Origin of the sequence: Catenulispora rubra, assembly GCF_015356825.1 — a bacterium.
Classification (GTDB): domain Bacteria; phylum Actinomycetota; class Actinomycetes; order Streptomycetales; family Catenulisporaceae; genus Catenulispora; species Catenulispora rubra.
In genome coordinates, this window is the sequence record NZ_JAACYW010000086.1 from 1 (window position 1) to 23,474 (window position 23,474).

Genomic DNA, 23,474 nt, shown 5'->3' on the forward strand with positions numbered 1-23,474 from the left:
AAGCCGCACCCCTGCTGCTGTGGTCCAGCTCCGTCCGGCTTGACACCGCCAAACCGGGCAGGTTGGCTGCGCCCGCTGACGCGGCGAGGGACCCAGAACCAACACCCCGCATGGTCCGGTCGGACCCCCGGCCGCCGGCGCCAGGCTCCCGCCGCCTCAAACCAGCTGGTACCCGGCGTCCTCAATCGCGTCCCGCACCGCGGCGATCTCCAACGCGACCGAAGCCGTCACCAGTGCGCGCTTGCCCGGGAGGTCGATCTCGACCGCGGTCACGCCCGGGAGGGCGGTCAGCGCCTCGGTCACGGCGGCGCTGCAGTGGCCGCAGCTCATGCCCTGGACGCCGTAGGCGATGGTGTTGGCCTCGGTTTCGGCGACGGCGGTCATCAACGGCTCCTGGCGAGTTCGGGTTCGGTTACCTCCGCCGAGGCTACGCGGGTGGTGCGGATCCATTCGGCGCCACGCCGGGTGGCGGCTTGGATTGCAGCCGAAATGAGCAGGAGGGCCACGCCCACGATGCCGTCGGCCCAGTAGTGGTTCGCTGTGGCCAGGACGACGGTGATGGTCAGGACGGTGTGCGCCGGGCCGATCCAGCGCCACTTGCTGGGGGAGACGCGCCAGACCGTCCAGCCGACCAGGACGGCCCAGATCACGTGGACGGAGGGCATCGCCGAGAGTTGGTCCGGGGAGTTGGCGTTCATGGCGCCGTAGACCGATTGGTGGAAGTACAGGGCTGTGTCGGTCAGGTGGGCCTTGGCGATCATGCGGGGCGGCGCTACCGGGATCAGTTGGATCGCCAGGGCGAACGCCGTGGCCATGGCCATCGTGGTGCGGGCCTGGGGGTAGCGGTCGCGGTGGCGGACGAAGAGCCAGATGAGGAAGATGATCATGCAGGTGAAGTGCATCGACGCGTAGTAGAGGTTGAAGAACTTCACCACGGTCGGGTGCGCCGGGAAGAACAGTCGCTGGATCCAGTGCTCGCTGGGCAGGTAGAGGTCGCGCTCGGTGTCCCAGATCCAGGTGCCGCGGGTGATGGCGCCGTCCACCTTCATCACCGACAGCCGGCCGGCGACCTGCCACAGGCCGAACAGGCCCAGGACGGTTCCCAGCTCGCGCGGGAACGGCATGTACTTCATGAGCACCGGCTTGCCCGAGAAGTACATCGCCACGGCCAGCACCATCAGGATGCCGCACAGCCAGAAGGCCATTTGGTAGGGCATCATCCAGTGCACGCGGGACTCCAGGGAGCGTTCGGCGGTGATCAGCTGCGATCGGCCCAGCTTAACTCCAGAGGTACGCCGAGCGTCGGCCACGCTACCCGTTAGGCGGACGCGGCCTCCGGTCAGGTCCAGACCGGCCCCGGACCACTCGGCGAACCGGTGCGCACACCCCCGGAACACCCATATCCGCACCGTATCCGCACAATCGCAACGGATCTTGACTGGAGCCCCCGCCGCACACCAGGGTATGAGCCAGCACCGTCGCAAACCCCTGTAAGTCACTAGGCCGCGGTCACCATTCCCCGTGCCCGCCAAGCGTTGACCCTAGGTAGGCACACTATGCCCGCGCGTACCGGCATGCTCACTCTCCAGCAGCTTCGCGACCTCATCTCGGTCGGCCGCGTCGACACCGTCCAGCTGGCCATGACCGACATGCAGGGCCGCCTGCAAGGAAAACGGCTGTCCGCGGAGTTCTTCCTCGACGAGGTCGCCGCGCACGACACCGAGGCGTGCAGCTATCTGCTGGGCGTGGACGTCGACATGAACACGGTGGACGGCTACGAGACCGCCAGCTGGGACACCGGCTACGGCGACTTCGTCCTCAAGCCTGACCTGAGCACCCTGCGGAACGTCCCCTGGGAGCCGGGTACCGCGCTGGTGCTGGCCGACGTCGAGAACCACCACGGCGACCCGATAGCCCAGAGCCCGCGCCAGATCCTGAAGAAGCAGCTGGCCCGGCTCGCCGAGCGCGGCTGGACCGCCTACGCCGGCACCGAGCTGGAGTTCATCGTCTTCGACGACTCCTACCAGGACGCCTGGCGCAAGGGCTACCGCGAGATGCAGCCCTCGGTCCACTACAACGGCGACTACTCGATGCTCGGCGGCTCCCTGGTCGAGCCGTTGCTCAAGCGGATCCGCAACGGCATGGCCGGCGCCGGCATGTACGTGGAGTCCGCCAAGGGCGAGTGCAACCTGGGCCAGCAGGAGATCGCCTTCCGCTACCGGGACGCGCTGACCACCTGCGACAACCACGTCATCTACAAGAACGGCGCCAAGACCATCGCGCTGCAGGAGGGCAAGTCCCTCACCTTCATGGCGAAGTACGACCACCGCGAGGGCAACTCCTGCCACATCCATCTGAGCCTGCGCGGGCCCGGCGGCCTCCCGGTGATGGCCGATCCCGAGCGCCCGAACGGTTTTTCGGAGATGATGGAACACTTCCTCGCCGGACAGCTGGCCTTCCTCCGGGACTTCACCTTGATGTACGCGCCGAACATCAACTCCTACAAGCGGTACGCGCACGGCTCCTTCGCCCCCACGGGCATCGCCTGGGGCCGTGACAACCGCACCTGCTCGATGCGCGTCGTCGGCCAGGGCGAGTCGCTGCGGATCGAGAACCGCGTGCCCGGCGGGGACGTCAACCCCTACCTGGCGGTCGCCGCGATGATCGCGGCCGGCCTGGCCGGGATCGACCGCGGCCTGAAGCTGCCGCCGGAATTCACGGGGAACGCCTACGAAGCCGACATCCCCCGGGTGCCGGACATGCTCAACGAGGCCGTCGACTACTTCTCCTGGAGCGAGCCGGCCCGGGAGGCCCTCGGCAACGACGTCGTCGAGCACTACATCACCATGGGCCGCGTGGAACTCGCGGCCTTCCAGTCGACCGTGACCGACTGGGAGCGATTCCGTTCTTTCGAAAGGATGTGAGGCCGCGATGGCGGCGCCTCTCATCGGGCTGAGCATGTACCAGGAGACCGCATCGTGGGGCGCGTGGAAGAACGTGCCCTCCTCGCTGCTCCCGCACGCCTACGTCGAGTCGGTGACGCGGGCGGGGGGTGTCCCGCTGCTGTTGCCGCAGCACCTGGAACGCGACTCCGATGATCTCCGGGCCGAGGCCGAGGAGGTGGTCGGCGTCCTGCACGGCCTGATCCTCACCGGCGGCCCGGACATCGACCCGGTGGGCTACGGCGCCGTCCGCCACCTCGACACCGACAGCCCCCGCAAGGAGCGCGACGCCTGGGAGTTCGCGCTGCTGGCCGCCGCCATGGCCAGGAACGTCCCGGTGCTCGCCATCTGCCGCGGGTTCCAGCTCCTGAACGCGGCCCGCGGCGGCACGCTGCGCCAGCACCTGCCCGACGAGTCGGTCTTCGGCGACGCGCACCGCCAGCAGCTCGGCCAGTACGCCGCGGTCCGCATCGACCTGGACCCGGCCGCCCCGCCCGGCCGCGCGCTGGGCACCCAGATCATCGCCTGGTGCCACCACCATCAGGGGATCGACAAGCTGGGGGAGGGCCTGCAATCCTCGGGCAACGCCCCCGACGGCCTGATCGAGGCCGCCTGGATGCCGGAGAAGGACTACGTGGTGGGGGTGCAGTGGCACCCCGAGGAAGACAGCAAGCCGGAGCTTTTCCGCTCCCTGACCGACGCCGCGACCAGATACGCCAAAGGACGATAGCGCGTGTACGACCTGATCAACCCGGCCACCGGCGCCGTTTTCCGCTCCGTCGAGATGACCTCCGCCGAGGGCGTCGACGCCGCGGTGGCCCGCGCGCACAAGGCCTTCCCGGCCTGGCGCGACGTCGCACCGGCCGACCGGGCCCGGCTGCTGCGCCGCTTCGCGGAGCTCGTCGACGCGGCCGCCGAGGAGCTGGCGCGCCTTGAGGTGGAGAACGCCGGGCACACCATCTCGAACGCCCGCTGGGAGGCCGGCAACGTCCGGGACGTCCTGACGTACTACTCGGCGGCGCCGGAGCGTCTGTTCGGTCGCCAGATCCCGGTCGCGGGCGGTCTGGACCTGACGATCGCCGAACCGCTCGGCGTGGTCGGCGTCATCGTGCCGTGGAACTTCCCGATGCCGATCGCCGCGTGGGGCTTCGCCCCGGCGCTCGCGGCCGGCAACACCGTGGTGCTCAAGCCGGCCGAGACCACGCCGCTGACGGCGTTGCGGCTGGCCGAGATCGCGCTGGAGGCCGGGCTGCCGGAAGGCGTGTTCCAGGTCGTGCCGGGCTTCGGGCCGGAGGCCGGCGCGCGGCTCGTCGAGCACCCGGACGTCCGCAAGATCGTGTTCACGGGCTCCTCGGCGGTGGGCCGCACGATCATGGCGCAGTGCGCGGCGCGGGTGAAGCGGGTGACGCTGGAACTCGGCGGCAAGAGCCCGAACATCGTCTTCGCCGACGCGGACGTCGAGAAGGCCGCGACGGCCGCGCCCTACGGCGTCTTCGACAACGCCGGCCAGGACTGCTGCGCGCGGTCCCGGATCTACGTCGAGGCCTCGGCGTACGAGGAGTTCATGGAGCACTTCCTGAACGCCTGCCGGGGTGTGGTGATCGGAGACCTGCTGGACGAGAAGACCGAGATGGGCCCGCTCATCTCGGCGGCGCAGAAGGCGCGCGTGTCAGGGTTCGTGGACGGAGTCGACGCGGCGCACATCGCCTACCGCGGCGAGGTTCCCGACGGGGACGGCTTCTGGTTCCCGCCGACCGTCGTCACCGGCATCGCCCCGGATGCGGCGATCCAGTGCGAGGAGGTGTTCGGGCCGGTCGTGACCGTGACCGCGTTCGGCACCGAGGACGAGGTCGTGGCCGCCGCCAACGCCGGCGAGTACGGCCTGTCCGGCTCGGTCTGGACCCGCGACCTGTCCCGCGCGCTACGCGTGTCGAAGGCCGTGCAGTCCGGGAACCTGTCGGTGAACTCGAACTCCTCGGTCCGCTACTCCACGCCCTTCGGCGGATTCAAGCAGTCCGGCCTCGGCCGGGAACTCGGGCCGGACGCGCTGGCGGCGTTCACCGAGACCAAGAACATCTTCATCGCACTCTGATTTGCACTCTGTTTCGCAGTCTGGTTCGTAGTCTGATTCGCCTCTTGAATCAGGATGCGGATCACCCTTCGAATCGCCCCGGGAACAATGCAGTGAGAACAGGAGAGAAATGACCGAGCGTCTGGCCGGCCGCGTGGCCGTCATCACCGGCGGTACCGGCGGGATCGGGATGGCCACCGCGCGGCGGTTCGCCGCCGAGGGCGCGCACGTGGTGCTCGCCGACCTCGACGAGGCGGCCGGCAAGGCGGCGGCCGAGGAGGTCGGCGGGCTGTTCGTGCGGACCGACGTGACCGACGCCGAGCGGGTCGGCGCGCTGTTCCAGGCCGCCGTGGACACCTACGGCTCGGTCGACGTCGCGTTCAACAACGCCGGCATCTCCCCGCCGGACGACGACTCGATCCTGGCCACCGACATCGAGGCCTGGGACCGGGTGCAGAAGGTCAACCTGACCTCGGTGTACCTGTGCTGCAAGGCGGTCATCCCGCACATGCAGCGGCAGTTCGAGGCGACCGGCCGCGGCGGCTCGATCATCAACACCGCGTCCTTCGTGGCGACCCTGGGCTCGGCCACCTCGCAGATCTCCTACACCGCCTCCAAGGGCGGCGTGCTGGCGATGTCCCGCGAGCTCGGCGTGCAGTTCGCCAAGCAGGGCATCCGCGTGAACGCGCTGTCCCCGGGGCCGGTGAACACCCCGCTGCTCAAGGAGCTGTTCGCCAAGGACCCCGAGCGGGCCGCCCGGCGCCTGGTGCACGTCCCGCGCGGCAGCTTCGCCGAGCCGGAGGAGATCGCCGCCGCGGTCGCCTTCCTGGCCAGCGACGACTCCTCGTTCGTGACCGCGTCGAACTTCCTCGTCGACGGCGGCATCAGCGGCGCCTACGTCACCGCCCTGTGACGGCGCGGTTCTTGTAAGGTCTGTCGTCATGACGAGCAACGTCCCCGAGCCGATCGACCCGCGGCAGCTGCGCGTTTCCGACAACGAGCGCGAACAGGTCGCCGAACGCCTGCGGGAGGCCGCCGGCGAGGGCCGCCTCGGCCTGGACGAGTTGGAGGACCGCATCACCGCGGTCTACACCGCGAAGACGTACGCCGAGCTGGAACCGATCACCCGGGACCTGCCGGCGGGCACCGGCGCGGGGCCGTCGGCGGCCCCGGCCGCCCGGCCCCGCGGCCGGTGGCGCGTCGGCGGCAAGCCCCGGCGCCGCAAGACGTTCGTGCTGATGGGCGGCTCGGACAACAAGGGCGCGTGGGTGGTGCCCAAGAGCTACATCGCGTTCGCGATGATGGGCGGCATCGAGCTCGACCTGCGCGAGGCCGAGTTCGAGGACATGGAGGTCACGATCAACGCCTCCTGCGTCATGGGCGGCATCGAGATCACCGTGCCCGAGGGCCTGAACGTCCAGGTGCACGGCTTCGGCTTCATGGGCGGCTACTCCGGCACCCCGGTCGGCCCGGTCGACCCCGACGCGCCGACCGTGCACGTCCGGGGCTTCGCGTTCATGGGCGGCGTGGACGTCAAGCGCAAGGCGCCGCGGCAGCCGAAGAACGACGAGCTGACCGGGAACCGGCACGGTCACCATCACGGTCAACGCGGCGAAATAGAGAGTTAGGCACAGTCCGAGGGCTGAGACGGGGCGCGGGTTCGCCCGCAGGTGTGTCGGTGGCGACCGGTAGACCTGTCAAAGGGGGCGAATGTTCCTAACAAAATCCCGCCCCGGCTCCCACGCCATAAAGCATTTACCTCCGGTCGACCAATCCCGCTAGGTTGCGGGCATGGTCGACATCTCCACCTCGCCCACGCCCGCCCTGCTCCCGTCCTCCGAGGCCCCGCTGATCAAGGCGGTGGGCCTGCGCAAAGTGTTCCCGCCGACCAAGCGCGGCGGAGAGCCCTTCACCGCCGTGGACGGCATCGACTTCGAACTACGGCGCGGCGAGGTCTTCGGCTTCCTGGGCCCCAACGGCGCCGGCAAGTCCTCGACCATGCGGATGATCGGCTGCGTCTCGCCGACGACCGGCGGCGAGCTGACCATCCTGGGCATGGACCCGCGGGTCGACTCCTCGCGGATCAAGGCCCGGCTCGGCGTGGTCCCGCAGGAGGACTCGCTGGACATGGAGCTGCGGGTCCGCGAGAACCTGCTGATCTACGGCCGCTACTTCGGGCTCAAGCGCGCCGAGATCGCCGCCCGGACCGCCGAGCTGCTGGAGTTCGTGCAGCTCTCGGACCGCGCCGAGTCCCCAGTCGAGCCGTTGAGCGGCGGTATGAAGCGGCGCCTGACCATCGCTCGATCGCTGATCAACTCCCCGGAGATCCTGATCCTCGACGAGCCCACCACCGGCCTGGACCCGCAGGCCCGGCACGTGGTGTGGGACCGGCTGTTTCGGCTCAAGCAGGCCGGCACCACGCTCATCCTCACCACGCACTACATGGACGAGGCCGAGCAGCTCTGTGACCGGCTGGTGGTGATGGACCACGGCCGGATCGCCGCCGAGGGCTCGCCGCGCGAGCTCATCGAGCGTTACTCCACGCGCGAGGTGCTGGAGATCCGCTTCGCGCCGGACGGTGCGGACCGTAAGGCCGCCGCGGCTTCGCTGGCCGCGCTGGTCGGGACCGGGGAACGCGGGGCGGTCGAGCGTATAGAGGAACTGCCGGACCGGATCCTGCTGTACAGCGACGACGGCGAGGCCTCGCTGGCCGCCGTCCACGGCTCCGGGATCGTGCCGGTGGCCTCGCTGGTGCGGCGCTCGTCGCTGGAGGACGTGTTCCTGCGCCTGACCGGACGGACGTTGGTGGACTGAGGATGAGTGCTGTCACTGCCGCACCCCCGATGGCGGTCCGCGAACTGCGCGGACTGCTGACCAACTATGCCCGCACCTGGCGCGGCTCGATCATCTCCAGCGTGCTGGCGCCGCTGCTCAGCCTGGTGGCCCTGGGGATGTCGCTGGGCAAGATCGTGGACGCCGGACCGGGCGCGCACACCTTCGGCACGGTCGACGGCCGGCCGGTGAAGTACCTGCTCTTCCTGGCCCCGGCGCTGCTCGCGAACACCGCGATGCAGACCGCGATCGGGGAGTCGACGTACCCGGTGATGTCGTCGATGAAGTGGCAGCGAACCTTCCATGCCTCGATCGCCTCGCCGCTGGGCTCGTTCGACGTGTTCATCGGCCGGCTGCTGTTCGTCGGCTTCCGGGTCCTGATGAACTGCGCGATCTTCCTGGGCGTGATGGCGCTGTTCGGGGCGGTGCGCGCGGCCGGGCCCGCCGGGCTCGGGTCGGTGCTGGCGGTGCCGGCGGCGGCGCTGACCGGGCTGGCGTTCGCGGCGCCGGTGGTGGCGTGGGCGGTGCTGCAGGACCGGGACACCGGTTTCTCGGTGCTGTTCCGCTTCGTGATGATCCCGCTGTTCCTGTTCTCCGGGACGTTCTTCCCGGTGACGCAGCTACCGGCGGCGATCCGTCCGCTGGCCTACATCACGCCGCTCTGGCACGGCGTCGACCTGTGCCGGGGCCTGGCGCTCGGAACGGCCACCGCGGGCTCGGTACTGCTCCATCTGGCCTACCTGCTGGCCGTGATCGGCGCCGGGCTCTGGCTCGGGGCCCGCACGTTCCGCCGCCGGCTGAATCCCTAGGAGCGTGCCATGACGACCGTGCGTGCCATGACGACAGTGGATCTTCCTCTCACCCGGCTGCTGCTCGGCCGCCGCGCCTTCGGCTCGATGGGCGGCGGCAAGGCCGGGGTGCTGGTCGAGCGCAACCTGATGGTCTACCGGCGGCTGTGGCTGACCATGGTCTCGGGGTTCTTCGAGCCCTTGTTCTACCTGCTGTCGATCGGGGTGGGGCTGGGCAAGCTGACCGGCGCGGTGGACGGCGTGCCGTACGCGCACTACGTCGCGCCCGGGCTGCTCGCGGTGTCGGCGATGAACGGCGCGGTGTTCGACGCCACGTTCAACGTGTTCTTCAAGATCAAGTACGCCAAGGTCTACGACGCGATGCTGGCCACCCCGCTGCGGGTCGGGGACATCGCACTCGGGGACATCCTCTGGGCGCAGCTCCGGGGGCTGATGTACTCGGCGGCGTTCCTGGCGGTCATGCTGGCGATGGGGCTGGTGCACAGCTGGTGGGCGCTGCTCGCGCTGCCGGTGACGGTGCTGGTCGGGTTCGCGTTCGCGGCGGTGGGGATGGCGGCCACGTCGTTCATGCGCTCGTGGCAGGACTTCGACCTGGTGACGCTGGCGCTGATGCCGATGTTCCTGTTCTCCGGCGCGTTCTATCCCCTGTCGGTGTACAACCACCAGGTCAGGGTGCTGATCGAGGCGCTGCCGCTGTACCACGGGATCGACCTGCTGCGGGCCCTGACGCTGGGGCGGGTGCACGTCGGGCTGCTGTGGGACGTGCTGTACCTGGCGGTGATGGGGCTGGTCGGGGCGCTGGTCGCGGCGCGGCGGCTGGAGCGGTTGCTGCTGACGTAGGTCTTTCGCACTCCTTTCGTACTGACGTTCTCTTCAGGTGCCCGATCGGACGGTCCGATCGGGCACCTGCTTGTGCTGATCGTTTCGTTACGTGGCGCGCTCGTCGCGCCGCTGCGCCCACGCTTGGCGTGTCGGTGGTCCGCGCTTCTGATCACGCGCGGGAGAATCACAGTCGGTAGTGATTCAGGTTGACTTCCGTGACGGGAGTTAGGTAAGCCTTACCTGATCTCTTGCCACGGATGGAGAACCGCTATGCCCTCGCCCGCCCTGCCCGCCGACCGCTCGACCCCCCAGGCCGCCTCACCAGGCGACGGGCTGGCGGTTCCGGCCCGCCCGAGCCCGTCGGCGTCGTCCGCGAAGAGCTCGTCGACGAGCGCGGTGACGAGCGCGGCGACGAAGATCTCGGCATCGAAGATCCTGGCGCGGCAGGCGGCGCGCGAGTCGGCGGCGCGGACGTACGCGCGGCACCTGCCGATCGTGCCGGTGCGGGCGCAGGGTTCGTGGATCACCGGGGCCGACGGCCGCGACTACCTCGACTGCCTGTCCGGCGCCGGTACCCTCGCGCTCGGCCACAACCACCCGGTGGTGGTCGCGGCGATCCGGCAGGTGCTGGACAGCGGCGCGCCGCTGCACGTGCTGGACCTGGCCACCCCGGTGAAGGACGACTTCACCTCGGCGCTGCTCGAAGCGCTGCCCCCGGAGTTGGCCACCGACTGCCGCGTCCACTTCGCCGGGCCCACCGGCGCCGACGCGGTCGAGGCCGCGGTGAAGCTGGCGCGCACCGCCACCGGCCAGCGCGGCGTCTTCGCCTTCACCGGCGCCTACCACGGCATGACGGCCGGCGCGCTGGCGCTGACCGGTGCGAACGCGGTACGCGACCCGGCGGGCGCCGGCGACGCGTTCCTGACCAGGCTGCCGTTCCCGCATCCGTACCGCTGCCCCTTCGGGCTCGGCGGCACGCTCGGCGAGGGGGCGTCGGCGGCGTATGTCCGGACCCTGCTGTCCGACCCGCAGTCGGGGACCCCCTTCCCGGCGGCGGTGGTGGTCGAGCCGGTCCAGGGCGAGGGCGGCGTGGTCCCGGCGCCGGACGCCTGGCTACGGTCGCTGCGCGCGGTGACGGCCGAGCACAGCGTGCCGCTGATCGCGGACGAGGTCCAGACCGGCTTCGGCCGCACCGGCGCACTGTTCGGCGTGGACCACGCGGGCGTCGTGCCGGACGTCATGGTCCTGTCGAAGGCGGTCGGCGGCGGCCTGCCGCTGGCGGTGGTGGTCTACCGCGCGGAACTGGACCGCTGGTCCGAGGGTGCGCACACCGGCACGTTCCGAGGCAACCAGCTGGCCATGGCGGCGGGCGCGGCGACCATCCGCCACATCCTGGCCGAAGGACTGGCGGCACGCGCGGCGTCGTTGGGCGAGCGGCTGATGGGACGTCTGACCAGATATCAGGCCTGCCACCCCCACCTGGGCCAGATTCGAGGCCGAGGCCTGATGATCGGCATGGAGATCGTCGACCCGAACGCCGAACCCGACGCCCTCGGCGCCCTGCCCCCGGCGCCGACGACGGCACGCCGCCTGCGAGCGGAACTGCTGGCCCGCGGCGTGCTCGCCGAACTCGGCGGACGCCACGGCGCGGTCCTCAGGCTGCTGCCACCCCTGACCCTCGCCGACGACGAAGCCGACCACCTGCTGGCCGTGCTGGAAGGCGCCCTGGAATCGGTGTCCGCACCCGCCACCCGCCGCGACCTGGAGGCAGCCGGTGTCTGAGCACGTTGACGGCGAGCACACCCACCTGCCGGCGCGCGCCGGCGCGACGGTCGACATCGGCGACATCGGCGACCTGAGCGGCGTCGAGGCCGACGTGGTGCGTGGCATCCTGCGGGCCGAGCCGGTCGGGCGGCTCGCGTCCAGCCATGAGCCCGCGGCCGATGCCACAACCGGGCCCGCCTTCAGCATCGCCGCGAACCAAATCGCCAACCTCGCCGCATCCCCCGACCCCCTCACTCTCCCCACCATCGACGCCACCGCCCTCGCCTCCGGTCCCGCCGGCACCGGCGCCCTCGCGCTCCTCCTCGCCACCGTCCTCGACGGCCTCGACCGCGGCCGCGCCGACTGGCTCGGTCCCCTTCCGCCCGGCGGCCCGGCGGCGGTGCGCGACGCCGTCGCCGCCACCGGCTTCGGCGAGCTGCCCGACAAGGGCCAGGACCCGTTCGAGACCCTCGCCTCCCTCGGGCGCCTGCTGGCCTGGGGTTCCGCCGATCCCGCGCATCCGCACTGTGCCGCGCACCTGCACTGCCCGCCGCTCGCGACGAGTGTCGCCGCCGAGACCGCGGTCGCCGCGCTCAACCAGTCCCTCGACTCCTGGGACCAGTCGCCTGCGGCCGGGGAGATCGAGGAGCGCGTGGTCCGGACCCTGACTCGCGCCGTCGGCTACTCCGGCGCCAGTTCCGGCGTGCTCACCTCCGGCGGGACCGAGTCCAACCTCATGGGCCTGATGCTCGCGCGCGACGATGTGCTGCGCCGGCGCTTCGACATCGATCCCGACCTCGACGGGGTCCCGCCCTTCGCCGCCGGTCGGATGCGCGTGCTCGCCTCCGATCAGGCGCACTTCTCCGTCGCGCGCAACGCGGCGATCCTCGGGCTCGGCGAGCGCTGCGTCATCCCCGTGGCCTCCGACATCGAGGGGCGGATGCGGCCCGAAGCCCTGGCCGAGGCGTTTGAGGCGCTGGTCGACCGGGACGAAATCCCGCTCGTCGTCGTCGCCACCGCCGGGACCACCGACCTCGGTGCGATGGATCCGCTGGGGCCGGTGGCCAAGCTCGCCGCGCGGTACGGCGCGTGGTTCCACGTGGACGCGGCCTACGGCGGCGGCCTGCTGCTCGGCACCGACGGCGACGAGCGCCTGCACGACATCGAGGCCGCCGACTCCGTCACCCTCGACCTGCACAAGCTCGGCTGGCAGCCGGTGCCGGCCGGCTGCTTCCTGGTGAAGAAGGCCGCGTCGCTCCGCTCGCTGGAGAAGCGCGTCTCCTACCTCAACTCCGTCGACGACGAGCAGGCCGGCTACCCCTCCCTGCTCGGCCGCTCGCTGCGCACCACGCGCCGGGCCGACGCCGTGAAGCTCGCCGCCGCCTTCACCGCGCTCGGCCGGGACGGCTTCCAGCAGCTCACCGACCGCTGCCGGGCCCTGGCGCGGCACGCCGCCGCCGCGGTGCGGCAGCACCACGACCTCGAACTCACCGCCGAGCCGCACCTGACCACCGTGCTGTTCCGCTACCTGCCGCCGGACCCCCGCGACGCCGACCGCGTCAACGGGGTCCTGCGGCGGCACCTGCTCGAGGCCGGCCGCGCCGTCCTGGGCCGCACCGAGCTGTCGCGCGAGCGGCCGGGGACGCCCCCCGGCCGGGTCCGCCTCAAGCTCACCCTCCTCAACCCGCACACCACCGAGCTGCAGATCGACGCCTTGCTCGCCGCCGTCCGCGCCGCCGGCGACACGGCATCCGCAGGATCTCCAGCGTCTGTCAGGGGCCCGTCATGAACACATTCGCGGCCGACGAGCTGTCGGCCGAAGTCCTGCTCCGCTGCTGGGTCCGCGAGGCCCGGATCCCGGTGCCGACCGGCGGCCCGATGCGGCTGACGTTCCCGGCCACCGGGGTCACCGTCGAGGTGGACGTCGACGCCTGGTCGGCGGTCGGCTGGCACCGGTTCGGCCCGATCTACCCGCTGTCCCTGCCGCACGCCAACCGCAAGTCCGCCACGCCCAAGAACAAGGCCTTCGGCCGGCCGGTCGGCGACGAGATCGAACCGGACAGCGCCTGGACCGCCGAGTCCTGGCTGCCGCCGGCCGCCCCGCCGCCGCTGGACGCCGCCACCCTGGCCGCGCTCATCGCCCGCGAGGCCGGCGGCGGCGTGCCGGCGGTGGCCGAGCTGGTCGGCCGGGTCGTCGACTCCTCCCGCCGGATCGCCGCGCACCTGTCGCACGGCACCTCCCAGGGCGAGACCCGCTTCCTGTGGGCGGAGAAGGCCCTGGTCGCCGGCCACCCCTTCCACCCGGCGCCGAAGGCCCGCGAGGGCTGGTCCGAGGAGGAGGCCGTGCGCTACTCGCCCGAGCTCGACGGCACCTTCCAGCTGCACTGGTGGGCCGTGGACCCGGCGCTGGCCAGCCACGACTCCGCGGATTCCGACGCCGCCCCGGTCCTGGTCCACAAGCTCCTCGGCGGCGACCTGCCGCGCGGCGCGACGCCGAACAGCATCCTGATCCCCACCCACCCCTGGCAGTCGCACGACCTGCGCCAGCGCCCGGAGATCCGGGCCCTGACGGACCAGGGCCTGCTCGCCGACCTCGGCCCGCACGGCCGCCCCTGGCACGCCACCAGCTCCATCCGCACCGTCTACCGCGCCGACGCGCCCTACATGCTCAAGCTGCCCCTGGCCCTGCGCATCACCAACTCCAAGCGCGAGAACCTGCGCAAGGAGCTGCTGCGCGGCGTCGAGGTCCGCCGGATGCTGGACGCGGGCCTGGCCAAGGCCATCGCCGCGGCGCACCCCGGCTTCGGCATCGTCGGCGACCCGGCGTGGATCGCCGCCGAGACCGGCGGCCTGGGCCTGGACGTGCTGCTGCGCGAGAACCCCTTCGGCCCGATGGACCGCGTCTACTGCGTCGCCGCCTTCGCCGACCTCGGCTACGGCCCCTCCCGCAACGGCCACCTGCGCGAGAACCTGCTCGCCGACATCATCGTCGGCTCGGCCGAGCGCACCGGCGTCCGTCCGGCCGAGGCCGTGCTGGACTGGTTCACGCGCTACCTGGAGACCGTCGTGGTGCCGATCCTGTGGCTGGACTCGGCGCACGGGGTCACCCTGGAGGCGCACCAGCAGAACACCCTGGTCGTGCTGGACCCGCACGGCCTGCCCGAGGGCGGCCGCTACCGCGACAACCAGGGCTACTACTTCCGCGAGTCGGCGGTGCCGCACCTGGCCGACTTCGTGCCCCGGCCCGGCGAGGACAGCGACACCGTCGTCTCCGACGCCATCGTCGACGAGCGCCTGACCTACTACGTCGGCGTCAACAACCTGATCGGCATGATCGGCGCGCTCGGCGCCACCGCGCTGATCGACGAGCGCCAGCTGCTGCGCCGGGCCCGCGAGGTGCTGGGCCGCTTCGCCGCCGCGCGGCAGGCGCAGGGGCGCGCGCACCGGGTCACCGAGGCGCTGCTGGAGAGCCCGACGCTGCCGTGCAAGGCCAACCTGCTGACCCGCGTCGCAGGACTCGACGAGCTGATCGGCCCGCTGGAGACGCAGAGCGTGTACGTGCAGATCCCGAACCCGCTGGCGGTGCCGTAGCCATGGCGATCATGAAGACGCCGGGGATTTCGAACCGGACGCAGACCCGCCCCGGCTGGCTGCTGCCCACCCCGTTCGGCCGCTTCGAGATGGAGCAGCTGCGGCCGCTGAAGGACCTGGCCGTGCTGCACGGCTGGATGAACGACCCGGAGGTGGCCGCGTTCTGGGAGCTCGCCGGCCCGCGCGAGGTGCTGGACCGGCACATCGCCGCCCAGCTCTCCTCGGCGCACTCCGATCCCTACCTCGGCCGCCTGGACGGCGAGCCGATGAGCTACTGGGAGGTCTACCGGGCCGACCAGGACCCGCTGGCCGACCACTACTCGGCCCGGCGCGGGGACGTGGGCGTCCACGTGCTGATCGGCCCGGGCGCGTACCGCGGACGCGGGATCGGCTCGACGCTGATCCGCGCGGTCGCCGACTGGGCCCTGTCCCGGACCGCCTCCTCACGCGTCGTCGCCGAGCCGGACCTGCGCAACCAGCGCTCCATCCGGGCCTTCACCAACGCCGGGTTCGAGCCGCGCGGCGTGCTGGACCTGCCGGACAAGCAGGCGGCGCTCATGGTCTACGACCGGACCCTGATCCCCGAGACGCGGAGGGCGGGCTGATGCAGCACCACGACTTGGTCGGCATCGGGATCGGCCCCTTCAACCTTTCGCTGGCGGCGCTCGCCGAGCCGCTGCGCGAGAACCACAGTCTGGAAGCGCTGTTCCTGGAGCGGCAGCCGGAGTTCGCGTGGCACCGCGGCATGATGATCGACGGCGCGACCCTCCAGGTCCCCTTCCTCGCCGACCTGGTGTCGCTGACCGACCCGACCAGCCGCTTCTCGGTGCTGAACTGGCTGCGGGAGACCGATCGGCTCTACAGCTTCTACTTCGCCGAGAACCTTTTCCTGGAACGTCGCGAATATGAGGCCTACTGCCAGTGGGTCGCCGCGCAGCTGCCCTTCTGCCGGTTCGGCACGACGGTGACCCGGGTGCGTCGCGCCGAGTCAGGCTTCGAGATCGCGTACAACGCGCCGAGCGGACCGGCGATCGTCTCCGCGACGAACATCGTGTTGGGTGTCGGCACAGAGCCGGTCGTGCCGTTCGAGGTAGCCGGCGCGCTGCACAGCGCCGACTACCTGGTGCATCGCGACCGGCTGCGGATCCTCGACGACGTGACGGTGATCGGCTCCGGCCAGTCCGGCGCCGAGATCGTGTTGGACCTGCTGCGCACCGGCGCGCCGGGGCAACGCGTGCGCTGGCTGACTCGCAGCGCGGCGTTCGAGCCGATGGAGTACTCCAAGCTCGGGCTCGAACACTTCACGCCGGACTACACGAGGTTCTTCCACGGTCTGCGCGACGATGTCCGCGCCGACCTGCTGCGCAGCCAAGGGCGCCTGCACAAGGCGATCAGCTTCGAGACCATCGCCGACCTGCACGCCGAGCTGCACATGCGCTCCTTCGACAGCCTCTACGGCGGCACCCTCGGCCTGGCCGGGGACACCGGCGCCACGCTGCTGCCCGGGGTGTCGGTCACCGGCGGGGTGTGGCGACCCGACGGCGGGGGTTCGGTCGAGCTCACCTGCCTGCACGACCGCCTCAAGCGCGAGTTCCGCGTCGTCACCGACGCCGTGGTCCTGGCCACCGGCTACCGCGACCGGGTCCCGGCCTTCCTGGACGCCGACGTGGCCCAGTTGCTCGGCCCCGCCGACCTGGAGCACCGCGTCGCCCCGGGCGTCTATGTGCAGAACGCCGAGCAGCGCACCCACGGCGTCGGCACCCCCGACCTGGGCCTGGGCGCGCACCGGGCGGCCGTCATCCTGAACGCCGTGACCGGCCGGACCGTCTACGACCTGCCCCGGCGTGCCGCGCACACCGCCTTCGACCCGGAGGCGGCCGCGGAGCGTGATCCCGGAATCCGAATCGAGGTGCCCTGAGTATGTCCCCTTCGGCCCGCAATCTCCGTGCCGAGACCGGCGCGGCCTCCGTCGCCTGGCGCAAGGCGGCCCGCGCGCTGCTGGCGAAGTGCGTCGGCGAGTTCTGCTACGAGGGACTGCTGGCCCCCGAGCCCGATCCCGAGGCGCAGGACGCCGACCACTACCGGCTCGATCTGGACCAGGGCGTCTGCTACCGCTTCCGCGCCGAGCGCGGCGACTACGGGTCCTGGTTCGTCGACCCCGAGTCCCTGCGCCGCTCCGAGCGCGGCGCGGACAGCACCCCGCACGACCCGACGCTGTTCGTCCGGGACGCCCAGGGCCGCCTGGAGCTGCCCGGCGACACCGCCGGCCACCTGGTGCGCGAGCTGGCCGCGACGCTGGCGGCGGACGTGTGCCTGGCCCGCTCTGCGCTGACCGTGTCCGAGCTCGCAGACCTGTCCTACGCCGAGCTCGAAGGGCACATGGAGGGCCACCCCTGGATCGTGTTCAACAAGGGGCGCTTCGGCTTCTCCGCCTCCGACGCGCTGCGCTACGCCCCCGAGGCCCGGCACCACATGCGCCTGCCCTGGATCGCGGTGGACCAGGACCTCGCGGAGTTCAACGCGGTGCGGAACCTGACTTCGCAGCGCCTGTACACCACCGAGCTGGACTCGAACACCCGCATCCGCTTCGGCTCGGAGCTGGTCCGCAACGGCTTCAACCCGGCCCGCTACTGGTGGCTCCCGGTGCACCCGTGGCAGTGGGATGAGATGATCCAGCCGCTGTACGGCGCCGAGGTGGCCGCGGGCCTGATCGTGCCGCTCGGCTACGCCGACGACGAGTACCTGCCGCAGCAGTCGATCCGGACGTTCTCCAACGTCTCGCACCCCGAGCGGCACCACGTGAAGCTGCCGCTGTCGATCCTGAACACGATGGTCTGGCGCGGCCTGCCGACCGAGCGCTCGGTGGCCGCCCCGGCGGTGACCTCCTGGCTGCTGGACATCGCGGACGCGGACCCGTACCTGAACGACGAGTGCCGCGTGATCCTGCTCGGCGAGGTGGCCTCGGTGGCGGTCCGGCACCCGGTCCTGGACCGCATGCCGGACGCGCCGTACCAGTACCGCGAACTCCTCGGCGCGATCTGGCGCCAGCCGCTGCCGCCGCGCCTGGAGCCGGGGGAGCGGGCCCGCACCATGGCCTCGCTGCTGCACGTGGACAACACGGGCCGCCCGATGGTGGTGGAGCTGGTCAAGCGCTCCGGCCTGGACGGCGCGGACTGGCTGGACAAGATGTTCGCCGCGATCCTGCCGCCGCTGCTGCACTTCCTCTACAAGTACGGGGTCGTCTTCTCCCCGCACGGCGAGAACGCGGTGCTGGTCAACGACGAGCGCGAGTGGCCGACCCGGCTGGCGGTGAAGGACTTCGTCGACGACGTGAACATCTCGGCGAAGGACCTGCCGGAGCTGGCGGACATCCCCGAGGACGTGGCGGCGGTGCTGCTGCGCGAGATGCCGGACTACCTGTGCCAGTTCATCCACGCGGGCCTGTTCGTCGGCCACTTCCGCTACCTGGCGCGCATCGCCGAGCAGCACCTGGGCGTCGACCGCAGGCTGTTCTGGGGCCTGGTCGCCGACCGGATCCTGGACTACCAGGCCACGTTCCCGGAACTCGCCGACCGGTTCGAGGCGTTCGACCTGTTCACCCAGCGCATCGACCGGCTGTGCCTGAACCGGAACCGGCTGCTGCTGGACGGCTACCGGGACCGCGCGGAGCGGCCGCATGTCGAGGCGTACGGGACGGTGAGCAATCCGCTGAGTCTGTGACCGCTGAGCCTGTGCCCGTCGGGGAAGGGATGGCAGCCGCCGAGTTCCGTCCCGTCCTGTCGGCCCCGCCAAGTACTCTGGTGCGACCATGCCGAACACTGCGCCGACTGCAACACCAGGCGGGGCCACCCCCGATACTCTCACCGAGGCTCCCAGCGGGAGTCCCGAAGACGACCTGACGCCCCTGCTCGACGCGGCAGTCGAGGCGTTGGGCGGTCAGACCCGTCCCGGCCAGATCGCGATGGCCAAGGCCGTGGCGGCCAGCCTCGACGACCGGGTCCACCTGCTCGTGCAGGCCGGCACCGGCACCGGCAAGTCGCTGGCGTACCTGGTCCCGGCCCTGGCGCACCACAAGCGCGTGATCGTGGCCACCGCGACGCTCGCGCTGCAGCGCCAGCTGGTCGCGCACGACCTGCCGCGGCTGGCCACGGCGATAACGCCGCTGATCAAGCGGGAGCCGGCGTTCGCGCTGCTCAAGGGGCGCAACAACTACGTGTGCCGGAACAAGGTCGAGGGCGGCGCGGCCGAGGACGACAACCAGGACGTGCTCTTCGACCCGCTGGCGGTGGGCAAGCTCGGGGCCGAGGTGCTGCGGGTCCGGGAGTGGGTCGAGGAGACCGAGTCCGGGGACCGCGACGACCTGTCGCCGGGCGTGTCCGACCGGGCCTGGGCCCAGGTGTCGGTCTCGGCGCGGGAGTGCCTGGGCTCGAAGTGCCAGTACTTCGAGGACTGCTTCGCCGAGCAGGCCAAGGAGCTGGCGCGGTCCGCCGACGTGGTCGTCACCAACCACGCGCTGCTGGCCATCGCGGCCATGGACTCCGACGTGCAGGTGCTGCCCGAGCACGACGCGGTCATCGTCGACGAGGCGCACGAGCTGGTGAACCGCGTCACCTCCGCGGCGACCGGCGAGCTGACCAAGACCGCCGTCGAGCGCGCGCACCACCGCGCCGACCGGTTGGTGAAGGAGGTCACGGCCGCGAACCTGGCGGTGGCGACCCTGGACTTCACCGAGGCCCTGGAGAACACCCCCGAGGGCCGCTTCCAGCGCGGACTGCCCGAAGAGATCGGCATGGCGCTGACCGCGCTGCGCGACGCCAGCCGCGCAGCGCTCACCGAGCTGTCCAAGAACAAGGGCGGCGATCTATCCGCCGATGGCGACGACACTGCCGGCGCCCGCAAGCAGGCCCGCGCCGCGTGCGAGAACGTGCACCAGGTCGCCGAGCGCGTGCTGGAGGGCGCCGAGGCCGACGTGGTCTGGCTGGAGCGCAGCGAGTTCAAGGGCGTCAAGAACGCCACGCTCAAGATCGCCCCGCTCGGCATCGAGCACCTGCTCCGCTTCAAGATGTTCGCGCGCACCCCGGTGGTGCTCACCTCGGCGACGCTGAAGCTCGGCGGCGACTTCACCGGCGTGGCCGGCAGCGTCGGGCTCTACGGCAACGAGCGCGTCGAGCTGGACTTCAAGCCCGAGCTGCCGGAGGAGATCTACGACGCCGCGGTGAAGCTGCTGCGCGACGGCGACAGCGACGGCGAGGAGTTCCTGGACACGGTCCAGAACCTGCCGCAGCACTGGCGCGCTCTGGACGTCGGCTCCCCCTTCGACTACCCGAAGCAGGGGATCCTCTACGTCGCGCGGCACCTGGACCCGCCGGGCCGCGACGGCATCCGCGACGACCAGCTGGACCTGCTCGCGGATCTGATGGACAATGCCGGCGGCCGGGCACTGGGCCTGTTCAGCTCGATGCGCGCGGCGCAAACTGCCACGGAGAAGCTGCGGGAGAAGATCGACCTGCCGATCCTGTGCCAGGGCGAGGACTCACTGGCCGAACTCCTCCGCAAGTTCTCCGACGACCCCGAGACCTGCCTGTTCGGCACCCTGTCCCTGTGGCAGGGCGTGAACGTCCCCGGCCCCTCGCTCCAACTGGTGACCATCGACCGCATCCCGTTCCCGCGCCCTGACGACCCGGTGTCCGCGGCCCGCACCGAGGCCGTGGGCCGCAGCGGCGGCAACGGCTTCATGGCGGTCTCCGCCTCCCACGCCGCGCTCCTGCTGGCCCAGGGCGCCGGCCGCCTGATCCGCGCGATCGACGACAAGGGCGTGGTCGCGGTCCTGGACTCCCGGCTGGCGACCAAGCCGTACGGCGGGTTCCTGCGGGCGTCGATGCCGTCCTTCTGGCAGACGGACGACACCGACCGGGTGCTGAAGTCGCTGCGGGCGATTGACGCGATGGCGAAGACGGCGGGGCAGAACTGAACTAGGCGGTACCGGGCTGAGCCGACCTACTTCTCCGGAGTGGTCGCGTACTGGATCTGGTCGATGGCGCTGGCCGGGCTCAGGGCATAGACGCTGAGCTTCGCGCCGCCCTCGGCGCTGGACGCCGGGAGGGGGACGTCCTGGACGTCCTTGCCGCTGGTGTCCGGCGTCGGGTTGGCCGTCACCGCCAGGTCGCCGTAGTTCCCGGTCGTGGTCGCCAGGGCGCCGGGCAGCAGGTCGATCGCCGCGTAGAGGGTCGTCCCGGACAGGATGACGTTCTTCTTGCCGGTGTCGACGCCGGGGATGAGCGGCCGGGTCTCGTCCGAGGCGTCGGTCGGGCTCTTCGTGATCCACACGTAGGGGATCGGGCCGAGCGTGCAGGTGGCGCCGGTGTTCTTCACGGCGATCACGAAGACGGACGACTTCTGGCCCGAGACCGCCGGCGCGAGCGAGACGTTCACGGTGGCGTTGGCACAGGCGGGGTGGCTGACCGGCGCTGCGGCGGGAGCGGTGGTCGGGCCGCCGCCGTTGTTGCCTCCGTTGCCGCTGTTGTCGCCCGCGCTCGACGGCGCGGCGGCCGGAGTGCTGGTGGTGCCGCCCGCGGCGGCGGAGCTGGAGGCGCCGCCCGGCGCCGGAGTGGCCACGGTGCTCGGAGCGCCCGACGTGGCAGAGGAACTGGTGGCAGCCGGACCCGAAGCGGCGGGCTTGGCGGCGCTCGAAGAGCAACCGGTCGCGGCGACCGCCACGAGAGCGCCGCCGGCAAGGAGTGCAATGCTGTTCAGTCGATTCATGCCTAGGTGACGTGCGACTTGTAGAACAGGTTGCTGACAACCCTAAAGCGTTGAGGAAAGTCCGTGACCTGCGCCGCCTCGGCGGGTCCCGCCCAATCGGGACCCGCCGAGGCGGCGCACGGACGCCGTGCGGCGCCGGTCTAGAGGCGGCGCAGCACGGTCACGACCCGGCCCAGGATGACCGCGTCGTTGCCCGGGATCGGCTCGTAGGCGGCGTTGCGCGGCATCAGCCACACCGCGTTCGCCTCCTTCTTCAGTTCCTTGACGGTCGCCTCGCCGTCGATCATGGCGGCCACGAACTCGCCGTTCTCGGCCTGCTTCTGCTGCCGGATGACGACCACGTCGCCGTCGCAGATCGCGGCCTCGATCATCGAGTCGCCGACCACCTTCAGGGCGAAGAACTCGCCCTCGCCGACCATCTGCTTGGGGATCGGGATCATCTCCTCGACCCGCTCCTCGGCCAGGATCGGGCCGCCGGCGGCGATCCGGCCGACCAGCGGGACGTACGCCGGCTCCGGCTCGGCGGCGCTGCCGTTGCGGGGGGCGCCCTCCGCGCCGCGCACGATGTAGGCGCGGGGACGGTTCGCGTCGCGGTGCAGGAAGCCCTTGCTCTCCAGGGTCACCAGCTGGTGCCGGACGCTGGAGGTGGACTGCAGGCCGACGGCCTCGCCGATCTCGCGCATCGACGGCGGGTAGCCCCGCCGCCGGACCGAGTCGCGGATCACGTTCAGGACCGCGGTCTGACGCTCGGTCAGGCGCGGGGACGGCACATGTCCGTCATGCGCGGCCTCTCGGGTGTCGGTGGGGGTAGTACTCCGGACGGCCATGGCTTGCGGCTCCTTCGCCATTGAGCTGGGCGGTGGCTGGTCGTGTGAAAGTTTGTTCGCTCGGATCAACCGTAGCGGGTGCCACCCACATGGTGACGAACGGCTGTTCGACAACCCGTGAGGGGGCGGGCGTACGGAATGTCTAACGCGGCTCCGGCGGGAAGGTAACGGCCTGTTTCCATACTCTGTTCGCCAAACCTCGCGCCGGACGGGGCGCGGCGCGTTGGTCCGGTCGGGCGAAACCGTGAAGAATCTTGGACATTCGAACAGCGCACCGGCCTTGCCCTTGTAGCTGGGGCGATCGCGAACAGTAGTCCCATGAACCCCGCGCGACCCTTACGCGACACCCCGATCCGGGTTGCGAGCGGTGCGGCGGGTTGGCTAACGTACCCCTACATCTTGTGATTGGAATAGCGTTAACGCTCCACAGGTTGTGGTTAGTAGACCACAGCGGAGGGTGACGCCATCCCGTCGCGCGTCAGAGTTCGTCAGAGTGCGCCAGAGTGCGTCAGCTGTGAGAAGGAGGCCGAAACCGTGCACTGTCCCTTCTGCAAGCACGACGACAGCCGGGTCGTCGACTCTCGCAGCTCCGACGACGGCACCTCGATCCGCCGCCGCCGCCAGTGCCCCGAGTGCGGGCGCCGCTTCACCACGGTGGAGAGCGCTCAGCTCCTGGTGGTGAAGCGCTCCGGCGCGACCGAGCCGTTCAGCCGGGACAAAGTTGTCGGTGGCGTACGGAAGGCTTGTCAGGGACGTCCGGTGAGCGAGGGCCAGTTGGCCGTGCTCGCCCAGCGGGTGGAGGACGCGCTGCGGGCCGCCGGCTCCGCGGAGATCGCCACCCATGAGGTCGGGCTGGCGATACTCGGCCCGCTCCGGGAGCTCGACGAGGTCGCCTACCTCCGCTTCGCGTCGGTGTACCGGGCCTTCGAGTCCCTGGAGGACTTCGAGGCGGAGATCCTGCTTTTGCGGGCGGAACGCGAACGGGCCTGACGGCCCCACGGCCCGCCGTCGAAGGCGGGCACATGATGAAAATCTTCGCGGGGCCCCCATGTGG

General features: G+C 71.0%; 20 protein-coding genes. 16 read left to right on the top strand and 4 right to left on the bottom strand.

Annotation, left to right across the window (positions count from 1 at the left end; genetic code table 11):
* Positions 1-156 precede the first annotated feature (156 nt).
* Together GWK61_RS23395 and GWK61_RS23400 are read right to left on the bottom strand one after the other, a co-directional pair.
* Positions 157-384, bottom strand: a complete 228-nt coding sequence (locus GWK61_RS23395; RefSeq protein WP_194911339.1) for a heavy-metal-associated domain-containing protein — start codon at positions 382-384, stop codon at positions 157-159.
* Complete coding sequence (locus GWK61_RS23400; RefSeq protein ID WP_228562824.1) at positions 384-1,220, bottom strand: phosphatase PAP2 family protein; 837 nt, start codon at positions 1,218-1,220, stop codon at positions 384-386. The genes GWK61_RS23395 and GWK61_RS23400 overlap by 1 nt, the downstream gene beginning before the upstream one ends.
* Before the next feature lie 336 nt (positions 1,221-1,556).
* Between GWK61_RS23400 and GWK61_RS23405 the strand changes: the two genes are divergently transcribed.
* The 15 genes from GWK61_RS23405 (at position 1,557) to GWK61_RS59700 (ending at position 20,802) form a co-directional block, all read left to right on the top strand.
* Complete coding sequence (locus GWK61_RS23405) at positions 1,557-2,924, top strand: glutamine synthetase family protein (protein WP_194911341.1); 1,368 nt, start codon at positions 1,557-1,559, stop codon at positions 2,922-2,924.
* Positions 2,925-2,931: 7 nt separating this feature from the next.
* The gene (locus GWK61_RS23410) at positions 2,932-3,672 is read left to right on the top strand and encodes a gamma-glutamyl-gamma-aminobutyrate hydrolase family protein (RefSeq protein ID WP_194911342.1); all 741 of its coding nucleotides are present in this window, start codon (positions 2,932-2,934) and stop codon (positions 3,670-3,672) included.
* Positions 3,673-3,675: 3 nt separating this feature from the next.
* On the top strand, positions 3,676-5,034 hold the full coding sequence (locus GWK61_RS23415; protein ID WP_194911343.1) for an aldehyde dehydrogenase family protein: 1,359 nt from the start codon (positions 3,676-3,678) through the stop codon (positions 5,032-5,034).
* Positions 5,035-5,143: 109 nt separating this feature from the next.
* Positions 5,144-5,926, top strand: coding sequence for a 3-oxoacyl-ACP reductase (locus GWK61_RS23420; RefSeq protein WP_194911344.1), 783 nt, complete (start codon positions 5,144-5,146; stop codon positions 5,924-5,926).
* A 28-nt stretch (positions 5,927-5,954) separates the two neighbouring features.
* Positions 5,955-6,641 carry a DUF1707 SHOCT-like domain-containing protein gene (locus GWK61_RS23425; protein ID WP_194911345.1) on the top strand — a complete coding sequence of 229 codons (687 nt, stop codon included), beginning with the start codon at positions 5,955-5,957 and terminating at the stop codon, positions 6,639-6,641.
* Between the two features lie 163 nt (positions 6,642-6,804).
* A complete protein-coding gene (locus tag GWK61_RS23430) occupies positions 6,805-7,827 on the top strand; it encodes an ABC transporter ATP-binding protein (protein WP_194911346.1) in 1,023 nt (340 codons plus the stop codon).
* 2 nt (positions 7,828-7,829) lie between these two features.
* Entirely contained in the window at positions 7,830-8,654 is an 825-nt protein-coding gene (locus tag GWK61_RS23435; protein WP_228562821.1) for an ABC transporter permease, read from the top strand.
* A 9-nt stretch (positions 8,655-8,663) separates the two neighbouring features.
* Complete coding sequence (locus GWK61_RS23440) at positions 8,664-9,494, top strand: ABC transporter permease (RefSeq protein ID WP_228562822.1); 831 nt, start codon at positions 8,664-8,666, stop codon at positions 9,492-9,494.
* Positions 9,495-9,746: 252 nt separating this feature from the next.
* A complete protein-coding gene (locus tag GWK61_RS23445) occupies positions 9,747-11,258 on the top strand; it encodes a diaminobutyrate--2-oxoglutarate transaminase family protein (RefSeq protein ID WP_194911347.1) in 1,512 nt (503 codons plus the stop codon).
* The gene (locus tag GWK61_RS23450; protein ID WP_323747713.1) at positions 11,251-13,029 is read left to right on the top strand and encodes a pyridoxal phosphate-dependent decarboxylase family protein; all 1,779 of its coding nucleotides are present in this window, start codon (positions 11,251-11,253) and stop codon (positions 13,027-13,029) included. Before GWK61_RS23445 ends, GWK61_RS23450 begins: the two co-directional genes overlap by 8 nt.
* The gene (locus GWK61_RS23455) at positions 13,026-14,831 is read left to right on the top strand and encodes an IucA/IucC family protein (RefSeq protein WP_194911348.1); all 1,806 of its coding nucleotides are present in this window, start codon (positions 13,026-13,028) and stop codon (positions 14,829-14,831) included. Before GWK61_RS23450 ends, GWK61_RS23455 begins: the two co-directional genes overlap by 4 nt.
* A 2-nt stretch (positions 14,832-14,833) precedes the next feature.
* Entirely contained in the window at positions 14,834-15,436 is a 603-nt protein-coding gene (locus tag GWK61_RS23460; protein WP_228562823.1) for a GNAT family N-acetyltransferase, read from the top strand.
* Positions 15,436-16,749 (top strand): lysine N(6)-hydroxylase/L-ornithine N(5)-oxygenase family protein, encoded by a 1,314-nt coding sequence (locus tag GWK61_RS23465; protein WP_194911349.1) that lies wholly within the window; start codon positions 15,436-15,438, stop codon positions 16,747-16,749. Before GWK61_RS23460 ends, GWK61_RS23465 begins: the two co-directional genes overlap by 1 nt.
* A 2-nt stretch (positions 16,750-16,751) precedes the next feature.
* Positions 16,752-18,551 (top strand): IucA/IucC family protein, encoded by a 1,800-nt coding sequence (locus GWK61_RS23470; protein ID WP_194911350.1) that lies wholly within the window; start codon positions 16,752-16,754, stop codon positions 18,549-18,551.
* An 88-nt stretch (positions 18,552-18,639) separates the two neighbouring features.
* On the top strand, positions 18,640-20,802 hold the full coding sequence (locus GWK61_RS59700; protein WP_194911351.1) for an ATP-dependent DNA helicase: 2,163 nt from the start codon (positions 18,640-18,642) through the stop codon (positions 20,800-20,802).
* 26 nt (positions 20,803-20,828) lie between these two features.
* Here the strand turns inward: GWK61_RS59700 and GWK61_RS23480 are convergent, their stop codons facing one another.
* Together GWK61_RS23480 and lexA are read right to left on the bottom strand one after the other, a co-directional pair.
* A complete protein-coding gene (locus GWK61_RS23480; RefSeq protein ID WP_194911352.1) occupies positions 20,829-21,593 on the bottom strand; it encodes a hypothetical protein in 765 nt (254 codons plus the stop codon).
* A 140-nt stretch (positions 21,594-21,733) separates the two neighbouring features.
* Positions 21,734-22,441 (bottom strand): transcriptional repressor LexA, encoded by a 708-nt coding sequence (lexA, locus tag GWK61_RS23485; RefSeq protein WP_438939781.1) that lies wholly within the window; start codon positions 22,439-22,441, stop codon positions 21,734-21,736.
* A 513-nt stretch (positions 22,442-22,954) separates the two neighbouring features.
* Here lexA and nrdR point away from each other — a divergent pair.
* Entirely contained in the window at positions 22,955-23,410 is a 456-nt protein-coding gene (nrdR, locus tag GWK61_RS23490; RefSeq protein WP_194911356.1) for a transcriptional regulator NrdR, read from the top strand.
* The last annotated feature ends 64 nt before the right edge of the window (positions 23,411-23,474 follow it).